Raw genomic sequence first — 23,518 nt, 5'->3', positions numbered from 1 at the left:
TGTTGTAAAATGTTTCGCAAAATCAATTTACAACTTTGAGGGGAAACCTTTAGGGAGTACCCTCATTTTAAAAAATTAGTCGGTCACTAGTGTATGAAAATATAAAATACAAAGCTTTAACCACGCTCTATTTGACAAGCCGTTAGAAGACTACTTAAAAAACAATGAACTCAAACATAGACTTTAAAAACATAACATATCTAAAAGGTGGAAACGACAAGCAAAGGCACGTTTATGAAGTTCTAAGCAAAAATGAAATAATGACTATTCTCAATGAGTTTGATCCAATTTTAGTAGGAACAATCCCTATCAATATTGACATTGAGAATAGTGATTTAGATATCGTTTGCCACTTTACTGACAAACACAGTATTGAAAAACTACTGGTAAGAGAGTTCGGTACTGCTGAAAGATTTAAAATTTGGAAAAACACATCACAAGAATCATTAGCGATTGTTGCTAATTTCTTCATGGATGGATTTGAAATAGAAATATTTGGTCAGAATGTTCCAACTGTTAACCAAAGGGCTTATCGTCACATGATTATTGAGCATAATTTGCTTCTGGAACATGGTGATGAATTCAGGAAAAGAATTATCAAATTAAAAGAAAAAGGATACAAAACGGAACCTGCTTTTGCTATTGAACTAGGATTGAAAGGAGATCCTTACGAAGCCCTTTTAGAACTGGAAAAATAATTAGCTTTTCTTAGGAAGGTAAACAGACATCTAATCAGTTATCTTTTTATTGAGAAACGCCACTTAATTAATCTTCACAAGAACTAATATTTTATATGCACAATCACCGCTATATATATTCATTTACATACGACATTCATAATAGTGAATTATGTAAGTTGGAATCGAGGCAAGTTTTCGATAAAGAAGAAAAAAACAACTTTTTGTTTTCGAACATAAAAGTAGATCCTTCCATAAGTCCCTTTATCAGATGTAGATTTGACATTCATTCACACTCAAGTGATTATTCTTCGCTGCTTGATGAGATCAAACAAAAAAACATTCACATCGATGGTTTTAAGGCTGAATACCTAGTTTTGGATGGCGACAAAACCAAATATCCCGAAAGGTTAAGCAAGTTAAAAGACGTGGGCTTTTGCATCGAAGGCGATCCCGACTATGTTAATCCAACCATTATTTATTCCATATGCTATTTCGAAAACACCTGGTATTTCGGGGTATTAACAAAACACGACAGCGATTGGCTGAAACACCAGAATAAACCTTGTTCATTTAGCAGTGCAATCAACATAGACATTGCGAAAACGCTTGTCAGCATTGCTTCAAAAGGCAATAGTAAGAAACGCTTATTAGATGCTGGCTGTGGTGTTGGCACAGTAATGCTTGAGGCATGTATTTCCGGAATCGACATTGAGGGCTGCGACATTCATTGGAAAGCATGCAAGGCAACAAGAGAAAATCTGGCTCATTTTAATTACACCGCCAATGTGTATCGCTCCGACCTAAAAGACATCAACACCAGCTACGATGCTGCCATAGTTGACTTGCCCTACAATTTGTTTAGCCATTCGGATGACAATAACACCTTGCACATTTTAGAATCAGCTTCGAAGTTAGCCGATAAACTGGTTATTGTATCTACACTCGATATTAAAGCTCTGATAAAACAATCAGGATTGAGCATTTCTGACCATTGTACTGTAGAAAAAAAAGGTAAAAAATTTACCCGTAACATATGGGTCTGCCAAAAAGCACAGTGAGTGCAGGCAAAAAGCCTTATTCATAATCGATCAAAATCACTGTTAGATAGCACAATAAGTATTGTGACTTATCGCTATTTTACTATTTTTGCTGCCTTTGTGTATAAAAACAACATTTATTAAGAGGCTGAATTTAAGAGTATGAGTAAGAGTTACAAAGAGAAAAGGCGGGATGCCAAGGACTTTTCCAATAGGAATGAGTACTTAGAGCACGAGTTGGAAGTGATGAAATTTCGTAAATGGAGATTGAATCTTCCTTTTAGAGATTTCAGAATCGAAATTGAAGATTTTGTTCCTGCACTAGCTGCAACAATTGGTAAAATTGTGATGGTAGCTGCCATGGTTGCGGCATTTGCTACAGAGTTTAATTTATTTGGAGGCGATTCTGTGCTGCAAAATGCATTCATAGCAGAAAATGTACGCTGGGAGATGCTAATCGCTGGTGGTATTTTCGTCATTTTATTTTCAGGCGTTTTAAATCCTAATGCCAACCTTGCCGGAACGCATGGTCCAATGATACCACTAATTGCAATGATTGCTGCTGCCGGAGGACATCCACTGGCATTGGGAGTAATGGTAGGTGTTTTTGGTATGGTGCTGGCTGTTTCCAAAGGTGGCTCAAAACTGATGAACATTACTGGTGTTGGTGTTCGTGCCGGATTGCTTATTTTCCTTGGTGCAACAGGCCTTTTCAGTCAAATTAGCAAGTTTGGTTTATGGTCGGCAGCCGAGGCCGGATTAGATGCGAAAGCAGGTCCTATTTCATTTGTTGTGATTGGTACTACTGTCATTATATATGCCCTTCTGGCACGTATCAACAAGCGTTGGTTAGCTATACCATTGTGTTCGGCCATTGCAGGTATTATTGCTTTTTCCATGGGAGCCGATTTTAAATTTGTTACTGAACCGGGATTACCTCATTTCGACCCGCGTTGGTGGTGGGGAGAAGATACTGGATGGACCTTAGGATGGCCGGGACTAAAAGAATTCTTAGCCGTAACGCCTTTTGCTATTTTGGCTGTTGCCATGTGGACTCCCGATTATTTAGGACACCGCGTATTCCAAGAGCTTAACTACCCTAAAAAAGCGAAGAATGTATTAATGGATATCGATGATACGATGACAATCACATCCATTCGCCAGGCGGTAGGATCGTTTCTTGGTGGTGGTAACTTAGCATCATCCTGGGGTACATACATGATTCCGGCAGCTATTGCTAAACGCCCTATTCCTGGTGGTGCCATACTAACAGGTCTGCTTTGTGTATTAGTGTCTATTCTTGGTGCACCAATGGATTTGGCCATGTGGGCTCCAGTACTACGTGTGGCGCTTATTGTTGGTGTGTTTCTACCATTACTTGAAGCCGGAATGCAGATGGTACAAAAGCAAAAAGATGCCCTAAGTGCAGGAACATGTATTTTTGCAAGTGCATTTGTTAACCCGGTATTCGGATGGGCCTTAACCATGTTACTCGATAACCTTGGTTTAATAGGAGATCCTGACAGAGCTAAACAACTTTCTTTGTCTGAGAAACTAATTATACCGGCAGTTATGTTCGTGATTTGTGTTGTTTCACTTGCATTGGTAGGACAGTTGCCAGGCATACAGGGAATATTCTAAAAACAATATTTAATTCATATTAAGGATCGCATCTTTATACACACATTGTGCTAAAGATGCGATTCTTATTTTTATACCATTCGTAGTTACCTTTTACTTGATTACAATAGTTATATCGAAAATCATTAATTTAGTCGGGAACTTTAGCTGTAATGCTATCCGATTTCATTTTTAATATCGTTAATGCCCACATTTTGAAAAACAACAGAAGCTTCTACTTAGGTGTCGTTTTACCATCCTCTTTGGCAATCATATTGTTTATTGCTTCCATTCAGGTTTTCTTCATTCCATTTTTTGAGAAAGCCATAATGGATGATAAAAAGGAAATGATTGCAGAACTAACCAATACAGCCTGGAGTTTAATTAGTGAATACGAAAGTGAATATGCCGATTCAACAATTAGTCTGCAAGAAGCACAACAGCTGGCTAAAGAAAGAGTAGCGCAAATACGTTATGGCTCCGAGCAAAAAGATTATTTCTGGATAATTGATGAAAAACCAACAATGATAATGCATCCTTACCGCCCAGAACTTATTGGAACGGATTTAAACAACTATTACGATGCCAATGGTAAAAAACTCTTTGTTGAAGCCACTAAAGTTGTAAAAGAACAAAATGAAGGATTTATCGATTACATGTGGCAGTGGAAGGATGATTCCACAAAAATTGTCCCTAAATTATCGTCGGTTAAATCATTTGAACCCTGGGGCTGGATCGTTGGAACGGGTATCTACCTCGATGATGTTGAAGAAGAGATTAAAGCGCTAAAAAACTCCCTTTTAATCATTTCCTTGATTATTGCCTTCATCATCGCATTGATACTTTTTTATGTGGTTCGCCAAAGCTTAGGAATTGAACTAAAGCGGAGAAATCTAACTGCAGAATTACATAAATCACGGCAAAAATACGTCACACTGGTAGAGGCATCAAATGAAGGAACACTCATGTTTCTGAATGAATCTATTATTTTCTCGAATGCAAAATTCAGAACACTTTGTGGCTTTAGTCAAGAAGAAATTAGCCATAAAAAACTAGAAGAATTATTTACCACTAAGTGGGAAAGCATTCATCCCAACTTCAAAGATAACACTAAATCATTCTCCTTTGAGTCGTCTCTCATTTGTAGCGACAACATACTAAAGGAAGTGATCATCTCCATTTCGAAGGTAGAATACGCCGATACCTATGGTTACATTATTACAACCAAAGAAGTATCGCGAAAAGAAGTAGCTGAACGGGAATCAGACAAACTATCAGGAGAAGTTAAGACTTCTCTCTTATTGATGAAGCAGCCTATTAAACACCTGGTTCAATCAATCGCAGCTTGCACAGCTGATACCAGCATTCAAATGGCCGCCAATAAAATGAGTCGTTTGAAAAAAGATTTTCTACTGGTAAAACAAGATAAGATCATTCTGGGCATTGTAACCAACAAGGATGTGACCAAAAAAGCGGTGGCTAAAAGTAGTAATTTAGACAGTCCGGTTGCCAGCATCATGACTGCGCCTATATGCACCATTTCGGACTCGGCCAGTCTGCACGAAGCCTTGTTATCTTTCACTAGCCAAAAAGTTTCTCACCTGGTAACTACCGATCACGATAATACCATCTCGGGCGTTATTTCTTACGAGAGTATTATTTCCATCCAGCACAATACGCTTGCCTACTTATTGCTCGAAATAGAAAACACCAATACAGTTGAAGAATTAGCTATCATTCACAACAAAATACCAACACTCATTCATGCATTAGCCGAAAGCAATGAAAACACATACGACACCGTTGCTTTTGCTTCTTCAATTTCAGATAGAATCACTCGGAAAATCATAGAATTTGGCATTGAGACCTATGGCCCTGCCCCATGCAAATATGTGTTTATGGTAGTTGGTAGTGAAGGCAGAAGGGAGCAAACACTCCTAACCGATCAGGACAATGGCTTAATTTACGACGATGCCCATAGCAATGAAAAAGTACAAGAGTACTTCCTGGAATTGGCCAATTACATATCAGATTCGCTCGATCAAATTGGTTATAACTATTGCAAGGGTGGCATGATGGCTTGTAACCCCAAATGGTGCCAACCGCTCTCAAAATGGAAAGCCTATTTCTCATCTTGGGTAGATGAACCAGATATTGAAAGATTGATTGAGGCCAGTACCTTTATTGATTTCAGAACCATATACGGAGACAATCAACTGAGTGATGATTTGAGACAACATGTTATGAATTTGGCTCAATCAAATAACGAGTTCCTGCTAAAACTAGCTGAGATGACCAGCAATTTTAAATCGCCAATTAATGCCTTTGGTAACCTGGTGGGAAATGATCATACATCAAAAGAAAAAACCATTGACCTAAAAACGATATTAACACCAATTGTAAAATACAGCAGAGTAAGTGCGCTTAAACATGGTATTGAAACCACAAATACGACCGAACGTATTAAGGCGCTTTACGAGGCTGGAAAAATATCAGAGGATTTTTACAAGGACATAAGTTTAGCTTACAATTATGTGATGAAAATACGCCTTAAGAATCAATCCCGCTTAATTCAGGCTGGTGAACACCCTGTAAATACAATTGAACTGGCAGAGCTTTCGCCTGTGGAAAAGAATTTTTTAAAAAGTATTTTTCAATTGATTAATAATTTATCAACAAGCATTGTGAGTGAGATAAAAAATACGGATTAAAAAACAACATGGAATCATGAGACTGTTTACCATCACCATATTGGCATTAATCTTTTTTGCTTGTCAGAATAGTAAAAAAGAAAAAACAATCGCAACCAACTTTCAGTTTGAGTTGGAAACAAAACTATCAGGAGCACCTGAACAAGTGTACGATAAACTAACGGGTGATATCAGTCCATGGTGGGATCATACTTTTTCAGGTAACCCACATCAATTATACATTGAAGCAAAACCGGGCGGTGGTTTTTACGAAATATTTGATGAGTCGGGCGATGGTGTTCGCCATGCCGTGGTTACAGGTGCGCAACGAGGTAAATTGCTCCGCATGGAAGGCCCGCTTGGCTTGGCGGGTCATGCTCTAACATTGGTCAGCACCTATCATTTATCGGCTATTAATGATTCCACCATACTTAAAATAGAGGTGCATGGTGCAGGTGAATTTGAAGCAGAATGGCCCGAGGTAATTGAAAATGTGTGGAAACATTTTATGATTGAGCAGTTTAAACCTTACTGGGAGAAAAGCTTAAAAACGAATAAAAGTAACCCTGGCAAGTAATCGCAAACTACAATGTCCCCATTACTGGGATAGCCTTTTTTATGCCTGTAGTAAACATATCAAAAACCTTGGGGCCAATTCGAAGATCGCTGTTAAGCATTTCGTCCCAAGTAACAATTTTCCCAGTATATGCTGATATTCTTCCCATAATCGCCATTAATGTTGCTTCGGCTATTTGTTTACCTTCGTTGATGGGCACCTTGGTTCTGATGGCAGTCACCCAATCAATATGCTCCTGGGCAAAAGCACGCCAAAAAAAGTGCCACTTGTCTTTTTCCTGTTCTTCTGTTAATTCGTATTTCCATTTCATTTCGCCTTTGGCATTAAATATGGTATTCTCACAATTGGTATAACCATGCGTGCCTCGAATTAGGTCGCTCACCTTGTTAGTACAGCCATTAATTTGTCGACACATGCTGTGCACATGCACCTTGTTAGGATAGATATAATCCACACTGAAATTATCGAACTGATCGCCAGTGGTACGTCTCTGACGACTGCCAAAGCCTGTGGCCGAAAGAGGATGAGAACCGATAAACCAATTCATTAAATCGAGGTTGTGAATATGCTGCTCCACTATATGATCACCCGATAACCAGGTCCAATTAACCCAATTCCGAATCATCGACTCAACTTCAGTCCACTCAGCACGTGGATTAACATGCCACAATTTACCTTGATTGTAATAACAATTGCCCGATACAATATCGCCAATGGCTCCGGATTTAATGCGCTCATAGGTTTCGAGGTAATCGGCCTGATGGCGCTTTATTGTACCCGTTACAACACTTAAACCAAGTTCCTCTGCTCTCACAGAATTAATAAGAATACTGCGTACGCCCACCGGATCAACGGCAACCGGCTTCTCCATAAACACATGCTTACGGGCTTTAACTGCCGCTTCGAAATGCTCAGGACGAAAATAAGGCGGAGTTGCCAGTAGTATCACATCAACACCAGCATCAATCACTTTTTGAAACGCATCTAAGCCAACAAAACACTTTTCCGAATCTATTTCAATTCCCTTTTTTTCCTTTAGGTTTTGTCGGCAAGCTATTAACTTATCTTCAAACACATCGCCCAAGGCCACCAATTCCAAACTTGGCCCTGCATCGAGGTAATTAACTGCAGCACCTGTACCCCGTGAACCGCAACCAATTAAACCAGCTTTAAGCACGGGTCCGTCAGGTGCAGCATCCAAGGGTTGTTTTACCGATTTTGACTTGCAACTCCCCAAGCTCGATGCCAATGTTAATCCACCTGCCAACAGGGTATTATTTATAAACTCGCGACGTGAATATTTGCCCATATCATTACGGTTTTTCTGTATTCTGATAAGTTAATACCAAACGAAAGCCAACATCATTACAATCGGAATACCACCAAATGCTTTTGGGTATTTGCGGATCGGTTTTCATCCAATGATCGTGCTGTGTCGCTTCCCGATAATCAGCTCGATAATTTGTCTTTTCTGATTTGAAAGAACCTCCTTTCAGAACATGCTCTTTGCTGCCTTTCTCAAATTCATCGGCGCAAAACTCTTTGACATTGCCAAACAAATGATGTAAACCAAGTACATCAGGACTTACCTCTTGCGGCTCTATGGTTTTTGTTTTATCTGAATTGATGGTATTAACCAATTCTGATTCTGTTGTAATTACCTGCCTGGCTACATACTCCCACTCCGCCTCAGTTGGCAAGCGATAGCTTTTCCCGGTTCGTACCGACAACCATTTACAATACATACTTGCTGCATGATGCGTCATGGTAATGGCCGGACGACTTCCCATTCCCCAACCTTGATCAGGATTACCCCATGGTGGTGTAGCTCCACTAAAGCCATCGATCTCATTCTCACTTCTGCCTTCTGATTCTGTTTCTCTTAGGAACAATAAATACTCATCCCAGCTTACCTCGGCTTTCCCAATAAAAAAAGATGAATCTCCTTTTTCAATGGCAATCATATCAAAACCAATACTACTTTGAGGAATGGTTTCAGTAAAACTCTTTAAATCGCGTATCTGTGCCGAAACCAGATATAAGGTATCAGTTTTTATAGTTGTGTTCAATAACTCAAAATTATGAGATGCTTTTCCGCCTGGTCCATGTCCAACATTTAAATGACAATCGATACAATGCATATCTGTTTCATGCTGCTGATAATGCCAATGGGCTATTTCACCATTTGGCGATAACTGAATAGGAAACAGTTTAGGGTGGCACTCTAAACAAGAGGCTTTAAATGTATGTTCCCTGGCTTGTTCTGGCCTGGACTTCAACTCCCAATTATGATCCACAGAATCTTTAAAATAATAGGCGTAAACATCCTTAAAACCTCTTTTAATTTTCTCACGATAAAAACCTTCTCCTTTTGGGGGAAGATGACACGAAACACAGCTAAGCTCCTCTTCAGATTCGATGTAATGAGTTGACCCTTCCCAGGACAGTTGAGCATGATTATGAACATGGCAACTATTACAAAAAGCAGCACTCGAAGTATAAGTATCAGCTTGTTTGAACAAGTAAGTACTTAAAACAAGCACTGCCATTAGCAGAACAATTTGTATAATTCGTTTATAGTTCATCAGCATCAAGAAAATTGCTTTTAAACATTACCATTTTTTTTGGATTCATAAAATTTTACTGCGCTGATTTCCTCCATAGCAATCACCACGCTAATTTATTGACTTTGAGAAACGTAAAAGAACCCACAACACATACGTGTCAAATTACATTTCAGTTGAAGCAAATCTTTGACGTTTAATTTACTCATCATCACGGTTATTATTTTTATACATTGTTGAAGCCAATTCTTGTTCTATCTCTTCTACAGTTGGCAACTCAGGCTTTAAGTCAGATGGTATAGATTTTACAATTTCATATTCTGCAACCCCAATTGGTTGAGAGATTCCTCGTAGTGCATACTCTGCTATCACTTCCGATTTACTTTTACAAAGAAGTAATCCTATCGTTGGATTTTCACTTTCACTTTTCATTAAATCGTCAACCGCAGAAAGGTACATATTCATTTTCCCTGCATATTCTGCTCTGAATTTTACGGATTTCAATTCGACAACCACATAACATTTCAATTTGATATGATAGAATAGTAAGTCAATAAAGAAGTCTTCGCCGTCAATTTTTACAGGAACTTGTCTCCCAACAAAAGAAAAACCACCTCCAAGTTCAAGAAGAAATGATGTGATATGCTTTACTAGTTGTTCCTCAATGTCTTTCTCTAGTGCCTTTTCTTTTAAAGTCAGAAAATCAAATTTGTATGGATCTTTCAGTGTCTCTATCGCTAATTCTGATTGTGGTTCTGGTAATGTAGTATTGAAATTTGTTATTGCTTTTCCTGAACGTTTATAAAAATTCAAATCGATCTGATGCTCCAAAACTGCCCGAGACCAATTATTTTCAATTGTTTTGTTAATATAAAAAACAGCTTCTTCTATAGTATCAGCCTTTGTGATAATCAACACATTATGCCCCATGGAATTTGTCCAACAAGTTGCTGGACTTTTTCAATCTCAAGTCTTGATTTTGTGTAAAAATCATACCATTTTCTCATCGAGAAAAGATTCGAACGAGAAAATCCTCGCTGATTTGGAAAATAAATTCTTAAATCCTTCGATGCATTTTCCACAACCGACGTTCCCCAATTTCCTTCATTTATTTTCTCCGAAATTGCTTTTCCAATCCTCCAATATAAATCCAAAAGTGCCTGATTCACAGAAATAGCCGCTTTAATCTGAGACTTCTGAATCTCTGATTTTAATTCCTCAATCCACTTTTTATATTCGTTCGTATTTTGAATTAAATCCATCTTCTAGTATTTACCTCAAAGATAAAATTATCGGGTTAATTTCTTATTTGGCAAGTTATTTTCTCACATTTACAAATATTTAACTAAACTCAGCCTTTACTCTTTCTAAAACACTGGTTCTAAACTAAAACTAAATTCATAATTCTGAGCTGGAAGGGTGTATTCTTTATAAGGCGTTGCTCCCCACGAATTATCGCCCGCAACTCCCATTTGTTTTAAGTCAAAGTTCACAAATACACCATTTTTCTTATTAATGTCGTTAATATGTTTGTGCTCTTCATGTGTTTCCTGATCAAAATCCTCAAGAGGGTTATGCAGGGCAGAGAATCCAAGTGTAGGTACACTACTAATCTTTATTCCCCAGCCGTCATCATTTCTTAACTCAAACCAACGCACATCAGTCTTATAGCCATTCTCCTGTGGTCGTACATAGGGGAAATATTGGTATTCAACTTTACTCTTATAAAGTCCAATAAAAGCACCTCTGTTTCTATCGCAGTAATTCTCATATGGTCCGCGGCCAAAGTATTTCAAGTTATCGAAGCACACTGGTAATTCCATACGCATTCCAAATCGTGGCAAATCGGGTAAGTCTTCATACCCTAATTCAATATTAGTTTTAACATTAATCGTCCCATTACCATTTATCTTATAAACCACTTTTTGAATCGCCCCAACTTCACTTAAACCATATTCAACCCTTACTGTCGCATTATTTTTAGATATCTCATCAAGAATTATAGAATTCACTATAGTATTCCGACCAGCTTCACGCCAAACACCAAGTCGTTCAATCATCCGGCTCCCCTTATCGTTATCATTAGGTGCTCGCCAAAAATTAATAGCAGGCCCTTTCTGAATGAGACTTTTGCCATTCACTTCCCAGGCACTGATTGTTCCTTCTGTTTTATCAAATGTGATGGTAAAATTATCTGCACTCACAATAATTTCCTTTTCCGATTCTGAAGTTTCAACTTCAGCCATATACTCTGGAGAGGCAATCGGATGAACAGGCACAAGGTATTCAAACTGCTCATGAGCCACTTCATGCCCTTCTTCTAAAAGAGATGTGGCTTGTTTTAAGCGAACGGATATGTCTATAAAGTACTCTGTATCTATCTGCCCCTGAACTGCGGGTACAGGTATTTCTACCACCTTGCTTTCATGTGGTTCTAATGCTACATCGAATAGACCATAGTAAATTTCTTTGCCATTGGCCGATAAACTCCAGCGAATATCGTAGGCGTCCAATGAAATGAAATCATGATAATTTATAATTCGAACCTGATTAGCAGCCAATTTGTCCTGATTGAATCGTACATATTGGTAGGCATATTTCACCTCCCACATGGCTGGTTGTGGCGTATAGTCGGGTAAAATAATTCCATTAATCACGAAGTTATTATCAGAGGGCATATCCTCACCATAGTCACCACCATAAGTCCAATAAGGTCGTGCTTCAGCATCGTGCTCCAATAGCCCCTGATCAATCCAGTCCCAGATGTAACCACCTTGCAACTGTTTGTTTTCGCGATTATGAATAACATCCCACAAATCAACAAGATTACCCGTACTATTGCCCATGGCATGCGAATATTCGCTAATAATCATCGGTTTAGTCTGGTGCTTAGACGCATACTTTTTGAGGTACTTTACTCCCGGGTATTGTGGGCAAAACAAATCCGTATTCTCTCCCATTATGGCTCGCTCGTAATGAACGGGTCGAGATGCATCACGCTCTTTTATCCATTTATAAACGGCAGTGAAATTTTCACCATCACCGGCTTCGTTGCCCATTGACCAAACAATGATGCATGGATGATTTTTACTGCGCTCCACCATTCGGATATTACGATCCAGGTGTGCCTCTTTCCATTCTGGATTTTTTGCCAAAGAATGCTCACCATAATACATACCGTGCGACTCAATATTGGCTTCGTCAGTTACATAAAGACCATGCTCATTGCACAACTCATAAAACCTTGGGTGAGTTGGATAATGCGAATTACGAACGGCATTGATATTAAATTGCTTCATGAGTTTAATCTCATGCAACATATCCACCTCATTCACCACGTGACCAGTATGTTGATTGTGCTCGTGTCGATTCACTCCTTTTATCAGTACCTGAACACCGTTGACATAAAATAAATCATCAATTATCTCTACTTTTCTGAACCCAACTTTAGTGGAAACAAACTCGGTGTTACCTTTAGAATCTGCTATGCCAATAACAAGCGTGTATAAATTAGGTGTTTCGGCCGTCCATTTTAAAGGCGTCTCAATTTCCTTTTCAAAAGATAGTTTAAGGTTTTCTTTTTTATGAATATCAGCCTTAACAGTTTCTTCAGCTACCAAATTCCTATTGCGATCGTACAAGTAATAACTCAGCTTATAATTCCCCGATTTTAAATTCTTTACATGATTCTTCAAATCCACATCCAACTTTAATAGGCCATCGGTATATGATTGATATAAATCGCCCTGTACAAAGAAATCGCGGATGCGCACTTTGGGTGTTGAATAAATAAACACATCGCGCTCAATGCCACTGATGCGCCAAAAATCCTGACATTCCAGGTAAGAGCCATCGCTCCAACGATAAACCTCAACAGCTAAGGTATTTTCTCCTTTTTGCATATACTTGGTGATGTCCCACTCGGCTTCGGTTTTACTTCCCTGGCTGTAGCCTACTTTTTGACCATTTACCCAAATGTAAAAGGCCGACTTAACTGCACCAAACTGAATAAATACCTTACGGCCATCCCAACTTTCAGGCACGGTGAAAGTGCGTCGATACGATCCCACCGGATTATAGTCATGCGGAACTTGTCCGGGATTTGATGGATAGATTTTATCTGTAAATTTTATTTCGTCAGAGACCGGCGCCTTATAGTCGGCAAACTCATATTGGTGATTTACATAAATGGGTACTCCATAACCTTCCACTTCCCAGTTGGAAGGTACTTTAATGTTGTCCCACGCGCTTACATCAAAAGTTGGTTTGTAAAACTCCATGGGGCGATCAGCTGGCTTCCGTACCCAGTTGAATTTCCATGTTCCATTTAAGCTTTTGTAAAATACCGAAGCCTGGTGTTTAGCTCCCAAAGCTTTCTCAATATTAGAAAATGACATAAAAGAAGCATGTGGAGCTTCTTTATTCTGATTAAACATCAATGGGTTTTCCCAATCCTGTTTATGATCAGTTTGAGCCAACACTGTTATTTGACTTATAGTTAAAAGTGCACTTATTATTACGCTAAGGGAAAATCTATTCTTTATTATCTTCATGATTTTGCAATTATTCAGACCTGGTTGAAATTTACACATAATCCTCGATAAGTACAGAAGCACCTAACGAGGATTATTAAGAAACATATTTAACTTAACTATTTTAAGGCAAATTATCAAAATCAATTACTGGCTCTACACCCAACTCTGTGCGCATATGGTGACTATCAATAGGAGTTGTTTCATTAAAGAAACCACAATTCTTCATAAAGAAAATACCATCTGAAACACCTCCGGCATAATCCATACGTGACTCTTTTCGAGCAGTAGCATCGGCCGTAAATTTCGCTTTTGTCATTTCAAACCAATCTCCATTAGTATCGCGCACCCACTGATTATTGTATTTAGCCATGCGCGAAATGGCACCAGTTTCGGTATGAAAATTCTCTAAAAATGAATATTGGTTAGTTAACCACGTTTGTGTTTTAGGTCGCTTGAAACTGGCGATTAATCTCCAGTCCTGAAGTTCCGGTCCTTTGAACCAAGCAGTATATTGTGTATAACCATCAGCTAAAGGTTTGCCTTTCAATAAAAACTGATAGGTATTGCCCGTAATCCAATTATACCTTAGAAAACTCTGTCCACCCGATCCTTCATTCCCGAATTCGCCGGTAGAAACACCTTCTCCCTTTTTAACAAGAATGATTTTTTCATCCTCAGGAATTGAACTTGGATCATCGGTTTCAAAAGGACTCCATACCGAAAACAAAACTCTACGCTCTGATTCGGAATTAACCTGTATGCCAAAATAGCCTTCGCCAAAACCATTGGCCATGTAATACGAACCAATCACATCTTGCCCTTCTGGGACTGTTACTTCATTGTAAAAATATTCAACATTGGAAGCTGCACTCGGAACCTCGTATCCTAAATGTACCGACGGTCCTCTACGCCCCCAATAATACTCCTCATTTACAAAGTACATTTTTCCATTACATGCTTCGCCCCCTAATTTTACCTCAGTTATATCAGCAAAAACACCTTCTTCTCTTGAGACACCTTCAAGCTCTACAAAATGATATCCGGCTTCGGAAACCTCAAACGTTCCGATGTAATTGGTTTTTAAAGATGTATTATCCACTTCCTTTTCGATGCTTTTCCCATCAACAGTACACTTAATGGTTGAAGTGCCCTTTTGTACTTTCGATAGCAAACCAACATTTAGCTCACCAGCCTTGGGCAATTTAAAATATACTCTGATTTTATCACCTTTACTTGTCCATGATTGTAATCCCTCGTCGGAAATTAAATGACCTCCTTTAAAAGGATCATCAACTACCCAGGCATTTCCTCCAACAGGTACTTTAATATTCATCTCCGGTACTTTAATTTGTTCCGGATCATCATCTTTACTACAACCTGTGCAGCCAATGTATACTATACACATAGCTGCAAAAACTAAATTCTGAAACCAATTTATATATTTCATGATTATATTTCTTTATAAACTCCGACACCTCAATAATTATTAGGTCCGGACTATTACTTTAAAAAATCTACCATTGCCTTATATGATCACATAAAGATCAGGTTAAGAGCGTTTTATCAATTAATCTTACTTATTACTAAAAACACATTATTTCAGCCATTGCAGCAAACTGCTCCTGATCAAAAGCCGATTTGGCAACCACTTTAAAATATCTGCAACTACAGGCTTCCTCTAAAACCACGTGGTGTGCAGTATTAATGTTTTTGAGCACAAAATTTCCTTTACTTTCCCAGGTTTGACTATCTGAACTAATGAATATCTCTATATCCTTTACTTTTCTCATGCCATCGCGTTGCACAAAAGTAAAGCCATTAAGCGATTGGATCTGCCCCATATCAATGGAGAGGTAGTGAGGGTATGACGCTACATTAGTTGACCATCTTGAATGCCAAAATGTTTGCTTATCACCATCAAGTACATAAGCCGCCTTTTCATTTTGTTCTTCCGAACTAAAATCGATTACTGCCCATTGACTTCTGTCCAGATAGTCCTTGTCTCCAAATTCAATAAATAACTCATTATCTATGAATTCATAGGCATAAGAAAAAGTTGAAATCTCTCCATTTTCATGTAAAAACCGCTGCCGAAGTACATAAGGAGTATTTCCTTTTAGAAATAAATCATTAACAGGCATTCTCACTTCAAAGGCATTATTAATAACCTCAACACACCAGGAAACTGCATCATAATCGGCATTGTCAGTAGCCGGGTCATTGTAAAAATTAACATGACTTACCGGCGTATTCGTTTCAATAGAACCCGATACTACTAAATCACCACCTTCATATCTAGACTGAATACCTTCCACCTCTAACGAAGCTCCTTGGTAGAAAACAATTGACTCACTATCACTTACAACCTGGCAATTATTTAATATGGCACAACTCGCTTTTGTCAGATATGTTGGGTATTTGCCATAGGTATAATTACCACTGCCCATCAAAGCTGTACCTTTATTAGGGTTGTTATCGTCCGAAACAGTTTGTTTGTTATGAGGTAAATTAAGGGCATGCCCTAATTCATGTAAAAGTCCTCCAATGTATGTTGTAGCTTTCTGTCCTCTTTCATCCTCATCCTTTAGATAGGCTATGTCCATATCGTCATAATCTAAAGCAAAGCAGTATCGCCCATAGCCATAATAGGGAATATCACGCTTATCTGGATCCGGATTTTTGACTGGTATCAATACTAAAGTATGATCACTATTTCTTTCTGATGGATGACTATTAAAATACGATTCTATCTCTTCGATCATCTTGACACCACCACCTTCATAGGGATAATAACTCGTTGCATGTTCTCCGCTTATCTTGGTAATTTTAACACGCCCCAAGGTTTTATCAACAAACATATTTACGGTCATATTACCAAAACCATATTCGTTCATATGCTTCAAAATAAAAGACTGACCATGAAGAAGAATCTCACTTAATCGCCGATGCCATTCATTTCTTTCACTAATATCAGTGGGAACGAAATAAACAATGTTTAAATTGTACTTTGCGGATGATTCATAACTGACATCTTCTTCTTTCTGCCTTCCTTCCTCTGGTGATGGAGAATCGGAAGAACAAGCCATGAAAAACGCCAATGTTATAATTATGAAACTAATTAGTATTGATCTCATATCTACTTTCATAAATATACTAAGAGAATGAAGGTGTAAATTCTTAACACCTTAAGACCTTTAATAATGAATTAAGTCTGTTTTTGATTTCGCAACTTAGAGGCACTTAAACCCAAACTATGCATTCGAATAATAAAAAATAGCCTAAATGCATAACGATAAAGCAAATCATCCATTTGGTAAAAATACCAAAATGGTGATTTTCTATCACGATAATTATCGTGACGGGGTTAACCTTCATGGATCCATTAGTTCATCATAAAAAAATGATTCCTAATGAATAATTCAGGTTAAATACAATGGTAACTAGAAATTAAGTTACCATTGTTTATTCTTAAGGAGCTTAATCTACTGACAATTGCTTGCCCGAGTCCGCTTTCTTTAGATTACGAACACCCGTTGTTCCGCCACCTTTTAGTGATAGTTCAAGAGGCTTATTAGTCTTCCACTTACCGCGTGTAAAATCAGGAATATCAATTGGCTTAGAACCATTGGCTATGGACCATTCACTAAGTGGCGTAATGCACGACCAAGCGGCAGCATCATACACATCCATGTCCATAGGAAGTCCATTGCGCAGACAGTCGATTAATCGCCAATCCATCATAAAATCCATCCCTCCATGGCCACCAACTTGTTTAGCCATCTCGCCAATACGCGTAATAATTTCCGGAGCATATTTCTCTTGTAGCTCTTTCATTTTAGCATCATCAGCCTTATTATGTCCAAAAGCAATGTGCTGAAGCGGCCACTTCTGAGCAAAACACTTGGTTCCACTCAACATATGTATACGTGAATACGGACGAGGTGAACTGATATCGTGCTGAATCATCATGGTACGCCCCTTAACGGTACGTATCATTTGCATGTCCATGTTACCGCGCATCTCCTTACCAATAAACTGTTGTAAATCGGGACGTTCTGGAGCCAGCTCTTTAATTCGATTAGCTAAAGTAAAATCGTCAGACATCATAGCCGTCAAATAATCCATTCGGTCGCCACGGTTAATATCCATGGCCTGACAGATAGGTCCTAAACCATGCGTTGGATATACGTTGGCTTTACGAGTATTTTCGTGCAAGCGCCACAACTTATCGTAAGCACCATCGCCACGTGGTTTATCATCTTGTGGTTTATTAAAATGCCAATAATCCAAATCGTGAATATAAGCACCTTCACCATGCACCAAGTCACCAAAAGCTCCCTGACGTGCCATGTTAAGTGTAAGCAACTCGAAGAAATCGTAACAGCAGTTTTCAAGAATTATACAATGCTTTTTAGTTTGCTCTGACACCTCAACCATTTCCCAACATTCGTCCATGGTTCTGGCTGTAGATACCTCAACAGCAGTATGACTTCCACCCTTCATTGCAGCAATAGCTACAGGCACATGCCATTCCCATGGAGTAGCAATGTAAACTAAATCAACCAAGCCACTATCACAAAGCGCTTTAAAAGACGTATCACTTCCAGTAAATTCTTTTGCTTTAGGCAATCCGGCTTTTACCAGTGAGGCCTGAGCACCATCAATGGCAGCCTGACGTGTATCACAAAGAGCGGTCACTTCTACTCCTTCAATAAAACCCATACGGTCAACTGCTCCGATACCTCTATCGCCGATGCCAACAAAACCGATACGTACCTTATCCAATTTAGGAGCGGCATATCCACACATGTTAAACTCCATCTTAGGTACTCGTTCGGCATTCTCACGTATATAAGCAACTGCTTCCTTACTTCTCGAACCTGTACTACATCCGGCTAATGGTGCGGCAGCAGCAACACCTGCTCCAACTGCTATATTTTTTAAAAATGACCTTCTACTTGATGACATACACTTTGATTTTACTAGTTTGTTCAATTTATTAATGACCATAAAAATAATTAATTATTGGCCAAGTCTATTATTAAAAAAATAAAAGACGACGATAAACATCGCCTTTTATTTATTCGTATTTATCTATGGATTCTGAATTAGATTAGGCATCGCCAAAATCTGCGCTTCAGGAATATAGTCAACAACTCGAAGATGATCAGCAGGTATGGTCACCAAAGCATTAGATCCTTTATCATGTGTACCAGGATATTTGCGATCCAATGTCAATCCATTACGGAAAATATCATAGCGACGATGGGCTTCGAAAGCCAACTCTAAACGACGTTCTTCCAATACAACATCCAGTATCGTTTTCCCGTCAGGTACAGCAGTATATATTGGTATACCCGCGCGTTCTCTTATTACATTCACATCGTCCAGTGCACCATCCACATCAAGAGCTTTAGCCTTCACCTCCGCACGATTCAAATACATCTCTGCCAAACGTGAAATAATTGGCGAAAACAATTGTGGTTGCCCTTCCTGATTCGAACATTTAAGAACAAAATACTTAGGATAGCCATTACGAACTTTCATTGTTTTATCAACACGTACATAAGTCTTTTCACTAATATGCTCGCCTTCGGTAATGTAATATTTCATTACACCATCCACTTCCTCAGTCATTACAGCGTGAGTACCACCATTATATTCGTACTCCCAAGTGCCAACATTATCAGTTACTTTATACATCTGAAACATTCTTGCCCCCGTTGGTGCTGCTTTATCATAAGAATAAGTCAACTCATAAGTTCCATCATCCACATACTGCGGCTCAATAAATTTGCTCCTGCGGTCGCCTGGATTCTTTTCCAACAAATTACGATAAGGTTCTGAGGCATACATCTCTCCCCATCCAACACCATCAATGGTAGCATACATACCTCCAAAGGCATACCAACCATAATCATCTTCATCTTTCAATGCACGACAGGCAAAGATTACTTCTGAATTATCTTCGGGTACCATCGTCGGGAAAGTTTCATATGCTGTTCCAGTAATTAATTCGAAATTACGAGATTCAATCACTTTAGTTGCGTACTCAGCTGCCTCTACATTTTCTTCCATATAAAGGTGTACTCGTGATAACAATGCATAAGCAGCCTGCTCTGAAGCATAAATTGGATACTCACTATCTACACGTTTAAACTCACTCATTAACTCAGCAGCGACCTCTAAGTCAGATACAATCTGGTCATAAACCTCTTTAACACTTGCCCTTCCTGGAAGGCTATTCACATCAGGCTCAGCATCCAAAATAATAGGTACCCCCATATTACCATTTGGATCTTGATTATATGGTCTTCCCCAGATGGATACCAAATTCAAATAGAAGAATGAACGTAAATAGTACATTTCTCCGATCACGTGATTTAATCGAGGAGTACCTTGCTCAGCATTCGCAATCACTTTGTTGGCATTCACTATTCCTTGGTAACAAGTAGACCATAAACTATTCAAATGTCCATTAGTTGGGATATGCTGATAATTATACATATAAAACAAATTATCAGTAGTAGACCCACTTAGTGCAATATTATCACCTCCAAATTCGCCATGAAAATGGTAAGGTCGCATAAATCCATTCTTTTTCAGTAGGGCATATGTACCCAAGGCCGCTGCTTCAATTCCCAACTCATCAGCAAATACTTTGTCATCAGATAAATCCTGAAAGGGCTCTCTAGTAATATCGCAGGCAGTTATTGAAAATGCCAGCAAAATCATAATGATCGAATATATATTTTTAGTTATCATACTCTTAGTTTAAAAAGGATTCAATGTTAAAAATCTACTCTTACGCCAAACAATACCTTTTTCGAAATAGGATACAATGCTCCTGTTTCTGGATCTACTCCTGACCAATCGGTAATGGTAATCAGGTTATCTGCACTGACATATACCGAGGCATTCTTAATTTTCAAGCGTTCCGCCAAATTTGTCGGGATAGTATACGATAGGTTCACGTTACGTAAACGAATAAAACTGGCATCTTCAAGATAACGTGACGACACTTTATTGGCATTCAAACCACCGTCATAAGGTTTCGGGTGCGTAGCTACATCACCAGGCTTCTCCCAACGACTCCAGCCATCCATCAGATTCATATTATTGAATCCAACGTACGAACCATCACTATCAAATAACTCGCGGCTGCTGTTATACTTATACACGTCTCCAACAAAAGATATGTTTGCAGACAGTGTAAAATTGTCAAAGCTGAAAGAATTAAAAATACCTCCAACATAGCTAGGTGTTCCTTTAGTTCCTGTGAACTGAAGTGTTGCGTCTGCATAATTCGAAGTCAAACTTATTGTTTCGCCAATCACATTTCCTTCTCCATCCACTTCTTCTTCAACTCTCTCCCACAATGGATCTCCATTATTTGGATTCACTCCGTACCATACACGCTGATAATATGAATCCATGTCATACCCCACTTCAAATCGGTTATTGCCACGATTAACAGCTTGATTATCATACAACTCTTCCACACGGTTTTTATTGTATGCCAGATTAATAGTCATATCCCATCTGAAACGCTTTCCTTTAATAATTTCCGGTGAAATACTTAATTCATACCCTTTATTGCTAACCTGTCCAATGTTCATCCAAACGCCATTATAACCAGTCATTGCAGCTAATGGCACATAAGTCAACAGACCATCACTATTCTTGTAATATAAATCCAGATTCAAGCCAACACGATCAAACAAACGTGCATTAATAGCCGTATTGTAAGTGGTTACTTTTTCCCAGCTAATATCTGGATTACCTTTCTGATATGGTGTAGCTGCTCCCTTTCCATTATACTGATCAACAAAAGCATAATAGCCAAGATACTGGAATCCTCCTGGTGCATTACCAATTTGCCCCATACTAGCAGAAAGCTTAAGCACATTCAACCAATTAATTTCTTTAATAAAATATTCGTGGTGCGCATTCCATCCTACACTGGCAGACCAGAAGTTACCGTATTTATTGTTAGGGCCGAAGCTACTTGATCCCTGACGACTAAATGAAGCTGTAGCTAGATATTTATTGTCATAGGCATACTGAATGTTCGCCATTAGGTTTTGTTTAGCACTTTCACCTTTGTAACCACCAACGCTTAATGCTTCTGCTGTTGTATTAAGCACTTGCAATCCACCACCTACACCTTTTCCAGCTGCTGATGCATTCTCTGTATAGAAATCGCTATACTCCCAGGCTATAAAACTATTTACTGAATGTAGTCCAAAGTCCCTTTGCAGACGGAGTAACTGGTTAGTAAAGCGTCTTTGAGTAAAGCTATGTGTTTCAGAATAACTACCATTATTTGCCATACCAGCGAATGAACGCGGATCGGTATAATAATCGTTCTGACCAAAATTAAGTGCAATATTGTTCATTGAGGAAAAAGTTAACCAATCGTTAATCTTATAATCAAATCCCAAATTGATTCGGAAGTTGTTTCCACGGGAAGTCCCGAAGTTATACTGCAAATCGTATAGATAATTATTATTATCACGACCATACCAAACTTTACCATTCTCTAGCAGATAGTCTTCTCCGGCTTCTGTTCGTGGATCCAACACAGAACCATCTGGAAGGTAGGGCTCATCCCATGGCATGTATGTATACATATTATATAGCGAATGTTCTTGGTTGTATGTAGTGCTGTAATCACCTGAAAGATTTAATCTGATTGACAGTTTTTCAGTAGCCTTAATATTGATGTTACCAAGCGCTGAATAACGGTCATAATCATAACCCTTAATAGTACCAGTTTCCCCATAATAAGTTCCAGATAAATAGGTGCTAATTTTCTCGCCTCCCCCTGAATAACTAACATTATACTCCTGAGCTACTCCTGTTTGCGTTCCATTCTCAAGCCAATCTGTATCGGTTGCTAAAACATCTTCAGAAACATTTGGATTCCAAGTCTTTTGATAGTCATACAATTCCTGTGAATTCATCAGGGAAAAGTTACCCATATTAAATTTAGAGTATCCACGCGACGCATTCACACTAATCTTTGATACTCCATCACCTGTCTTGGTCTGCACTAAGATAACACCATTAGCACCCAAAGAACCGTATAATGATGTAGCAGATGCATCCTTGAGCACTGTAATACTCTCCACATCAGTAGGACTGATTCCAGGATCAAAATTGCCATAGATAACTCCATCTACTACCCAAAGCGGTGCTGTTGGACCCGAAAGAGAACCCTTACCACGAATGGTAATATCCGCAGTAGCTCCCGGCCTACCACTTGTGGAAGCAGCATAAACACCGGCAACCTTACCTTGTATCATGGATGAAACATTGGATGTAAACACATCCTTAAGTTCTTTATTATCCAAAGCAACAGCAGAACCAGTTAGATTTGATTTTTTAATAGTACCATAAGCTACTACCATAACCTCGTCCAGACTTGTCATATCAGAAACCAGAGACACATTAACGACAGACTGGCCTGCTACTGCTACTTCATGTATCTCATAACCTATAAACGAAAAGGATAAAACAGCATCCTGGTTACTAACATTGAGTTTATAATTTCCATCAAAGTCTGTAATGGTACCAGTGGTTGTGCCTTTAATCGCGATAGATACACCTGGTAAAGCTTCCTGAGTTTCAGCATCTATAACAGTACCGCTCACTTCTAGCGTCTGTGCACTAGCATAAAAGCTTGATAGTAAAACGATGATAAAAAGGCTTAAAAACTTCATATTCCGTTTTAGCATATTTATATAAATATTACTTCCAGTAGGAAGCATTGTTGATTTAATATACTTCATTATTTATCGTTTAATCTTGTT

The 23,518-nt window shown here is 38.7% G+C and carries 14 protein-coding genes and 1 pseudogene; 5 read left to right on the top strand and 10 right to left on the bottom strand.

Going from position 1 to position 23,518, the window contains the following annotated elements; all coding sequences use genetic code 11:
* Window positions 1-164 precede the first annotated feature (164 nt).
* The 5 genes from ACRD7B_RS19665 to ACRD7B_RS19645 all read left to right on the top strand — a co-directional run bounded on the left by ACRD7B_RS19665 (window position 165) and on the right by ACRD7B_RS19645 (window position 6,604).
* Complete coding sequence (locus ACRD7B_RS19665) at window positions 165-698, top strand: DUF4269 domain-containing protein (protein ID WP_430826354.1); 534 nt, start codon at window positions 165-167, stop codon at window positions 696-698.
* A gap of 95 nt (window positions 699-793) precedes the next feature.
* On the top strand, window positions 794-1,738 hold the full coding sequence (locus ACRD7B_RS19660; RefSeq protein WP_430826353.1) for a TRM11 family SAM-dependent methyltransferase: 945 nt from the start codon (window positions 794-796) through the stop codon (window positions 1,736-1,738).
* 141 nt (window positions 1,739-1,879) lie between these two features.
* A complete protein-coding gene (locus ACRD7B_RS19655) occupies window positions 1,880-3,358 on the top strand; it encodes a DUF3360 family protein (protein WP_430826352.1) in 1,479 nt (492 codons plus the stop codon).
* A gap of 194 nt (window positions 3,359-3,552) precedes the next feature.
* Window positions 3,553-6,048, top strand: coding sequence for a DUF294 nucleotidyltransferase-like domain-containing protein (locus ACRD7B_RS19650; protein ID WP_430826351.1), 2,496 nt, complete (start codon window positions 3,553-3,555; stop codon window positions 6,046-6,048).
* Window positions 6,049-6,064: 16 nt separating this feature from the next.
* Window positions 6,065-6,604 (top strand): hypothetical protein, encoded by a 540-nt coding sequence (locus tag ACRD7B_RS19645; RefSeq protein WP_430826350.1) that lies wholly within the window; start codon window positions 6,065-6,067, stop codon window positions 6,602-6,604.
* A 7-nt stretch (window positions 6,605-6,611) separates the two neighbouring features.
* On the opposite strand, the gene ACRD7B_RS19640 is transcribed toward ACRD7B_RS19645, so the two are convergent.
* From ACRD7B_RS19640 to ACRD7B_RS19595, 10 genes and pseudogenes are all read right to left on the bottom strand, one after another.
* Complete coding sequence (locus ACRD7B_RS19640; protein WP_430826349.1) at window positions 6,612-7,913, bottom strand: Gfo/Idh/MocA family protein; 1,302 nt, start codon at window positions 7,911-7,913, stop codon at window positions 6,612-6,614.
* A gap of 4 nt (window positions 7,914-7,917) precedes the next feature.
* A complete protein-coding gene (locus ACRD7B_RS19635) occupies window positions 7,918-9,189 on the bottom strand; it encodes a NapC/NirT family cytochrome c (protein WP_430826348.1) in 1,272 nt (423 codons plus the stop codon).
* A 180-nt stretch (window positions 9,190-9,369) separates the two neighbouring features.
* Window positions 9,370-9,981 carry a PDDEXK nuclease domain-containing protein gene (locus ACRD7B_RS19630; protein ID WP_430826355.1) on the bottom strand — a complete coding sequence of 204 codons (612 nt, stop codon included), beginning with the start codon at window positions 9,979-9,981 and terminating at the stop codon, window positions 9,370-9,372.
* Between the two features lie 42 nt (window positions 9,982-10,023).
* A pseudogene (locus ACRD7B_RS19625) lies at window positions 10,024-10,430 on the bottom strand (DUF1016 N-terminal domain-containing protein); the annotation flags it as partial.
* Between the two features lie 105 nt (window positions 10,431-10,535).
* The gene (gene lacZ, locus ACRD7B_RS19620) at window positions 10,536-13,721 is read right to left on the bottom strand and encodes a beta-galactosidase, LacZ type (RefSeq protein ID WP_430826347.1); all 3,186 of its coding nucleotides are present in this window, start codon (window positions 13,719-13,721) and stop codon (window positions 10,536-10,538) included.
* 103 nt (window positions 13,722-13,824) lie between these two features.
* A complete protein-coding gene (locus ACRD7B_RS19615) occupies window positions 13,825-15,150 on the bottom strand; it encodes a DUF3472 domain-containing protein (protein ID WP_430826346.1) in 1,326 nt (441 codons plus the stop codon).
* A gap of 136 nt (window positions 15,151-15,286) precedes the next feature.
* Window positions 15,287-16,837 carry a discoidin domain-containing protein gene (locus ACRD7B_RS19610; protein WP_430826345.1) on the bottom strand — a complete coding sequence of 517 codons (1,551 nt, stop codon included), beginning with the start codon at window positions 16,835-16,837 and terminating at the stop codon, window positions 15,287-15,289.
* Between the two features lie 343 nt (window positions 16,838-17,180).
* Window positions 17,181-18,671 carry a Gfo/Idh/MocA family protein gene (locus ACRD7B_RS19605; RefSeq protein ID WP_430826344.1) on the bottom strand — a complete coding sequence of 497 codons (1,491 nt, stop codon included), beginning with the start codon at window positions 18,669-18,671 and terminating at the stop codon, window positions 17,181-17,183.
* A gap of 126 nt (window positions 18,672-18,797) precedes the next feature.
* Complete coding sequence (locus tag ACRD7B_RS19600) at window positions 18,798-20,468, bottom strand: RagB/SusD family nutrient uptake outer membrane protein (protein ID WP_430826343.1); 1,671 nt, start codon at window positions 20,466-20,468, stop codon at window positions 18,798-18,800.
* A gap of 26 nt (window positions 20,469-20,494) precedes the next feature.
* Window positions 20,495-23,497 (bottom strand): SusC/RagA family TonB-linked outer membrane protein, encoded by a 3,003-nt coding sequence (locus tag ACRD7B_RS19595; protein ID WP_430826342.1) that lies wholly within the window; start codon window positions 23,495-23,497, stop codon window positions 20,495-20,497.
* Window positions 23,498-23,518 lie beyond the last annotated feature (21 nt).

It is taken from the genome of Carboxylicivirga fragile, assembly GCF_050589805.1.
Taxonomy (GTDB): Bacteria; Bacteroidota; Bacteroidia; order Bacteroidales; family Marinilabiliaceae; genus Carboxylicivirga; species Carboxylicivirga fragile.
This window is presented reverse-complemented; position numbering and strand designations above follow the sequence as displayed.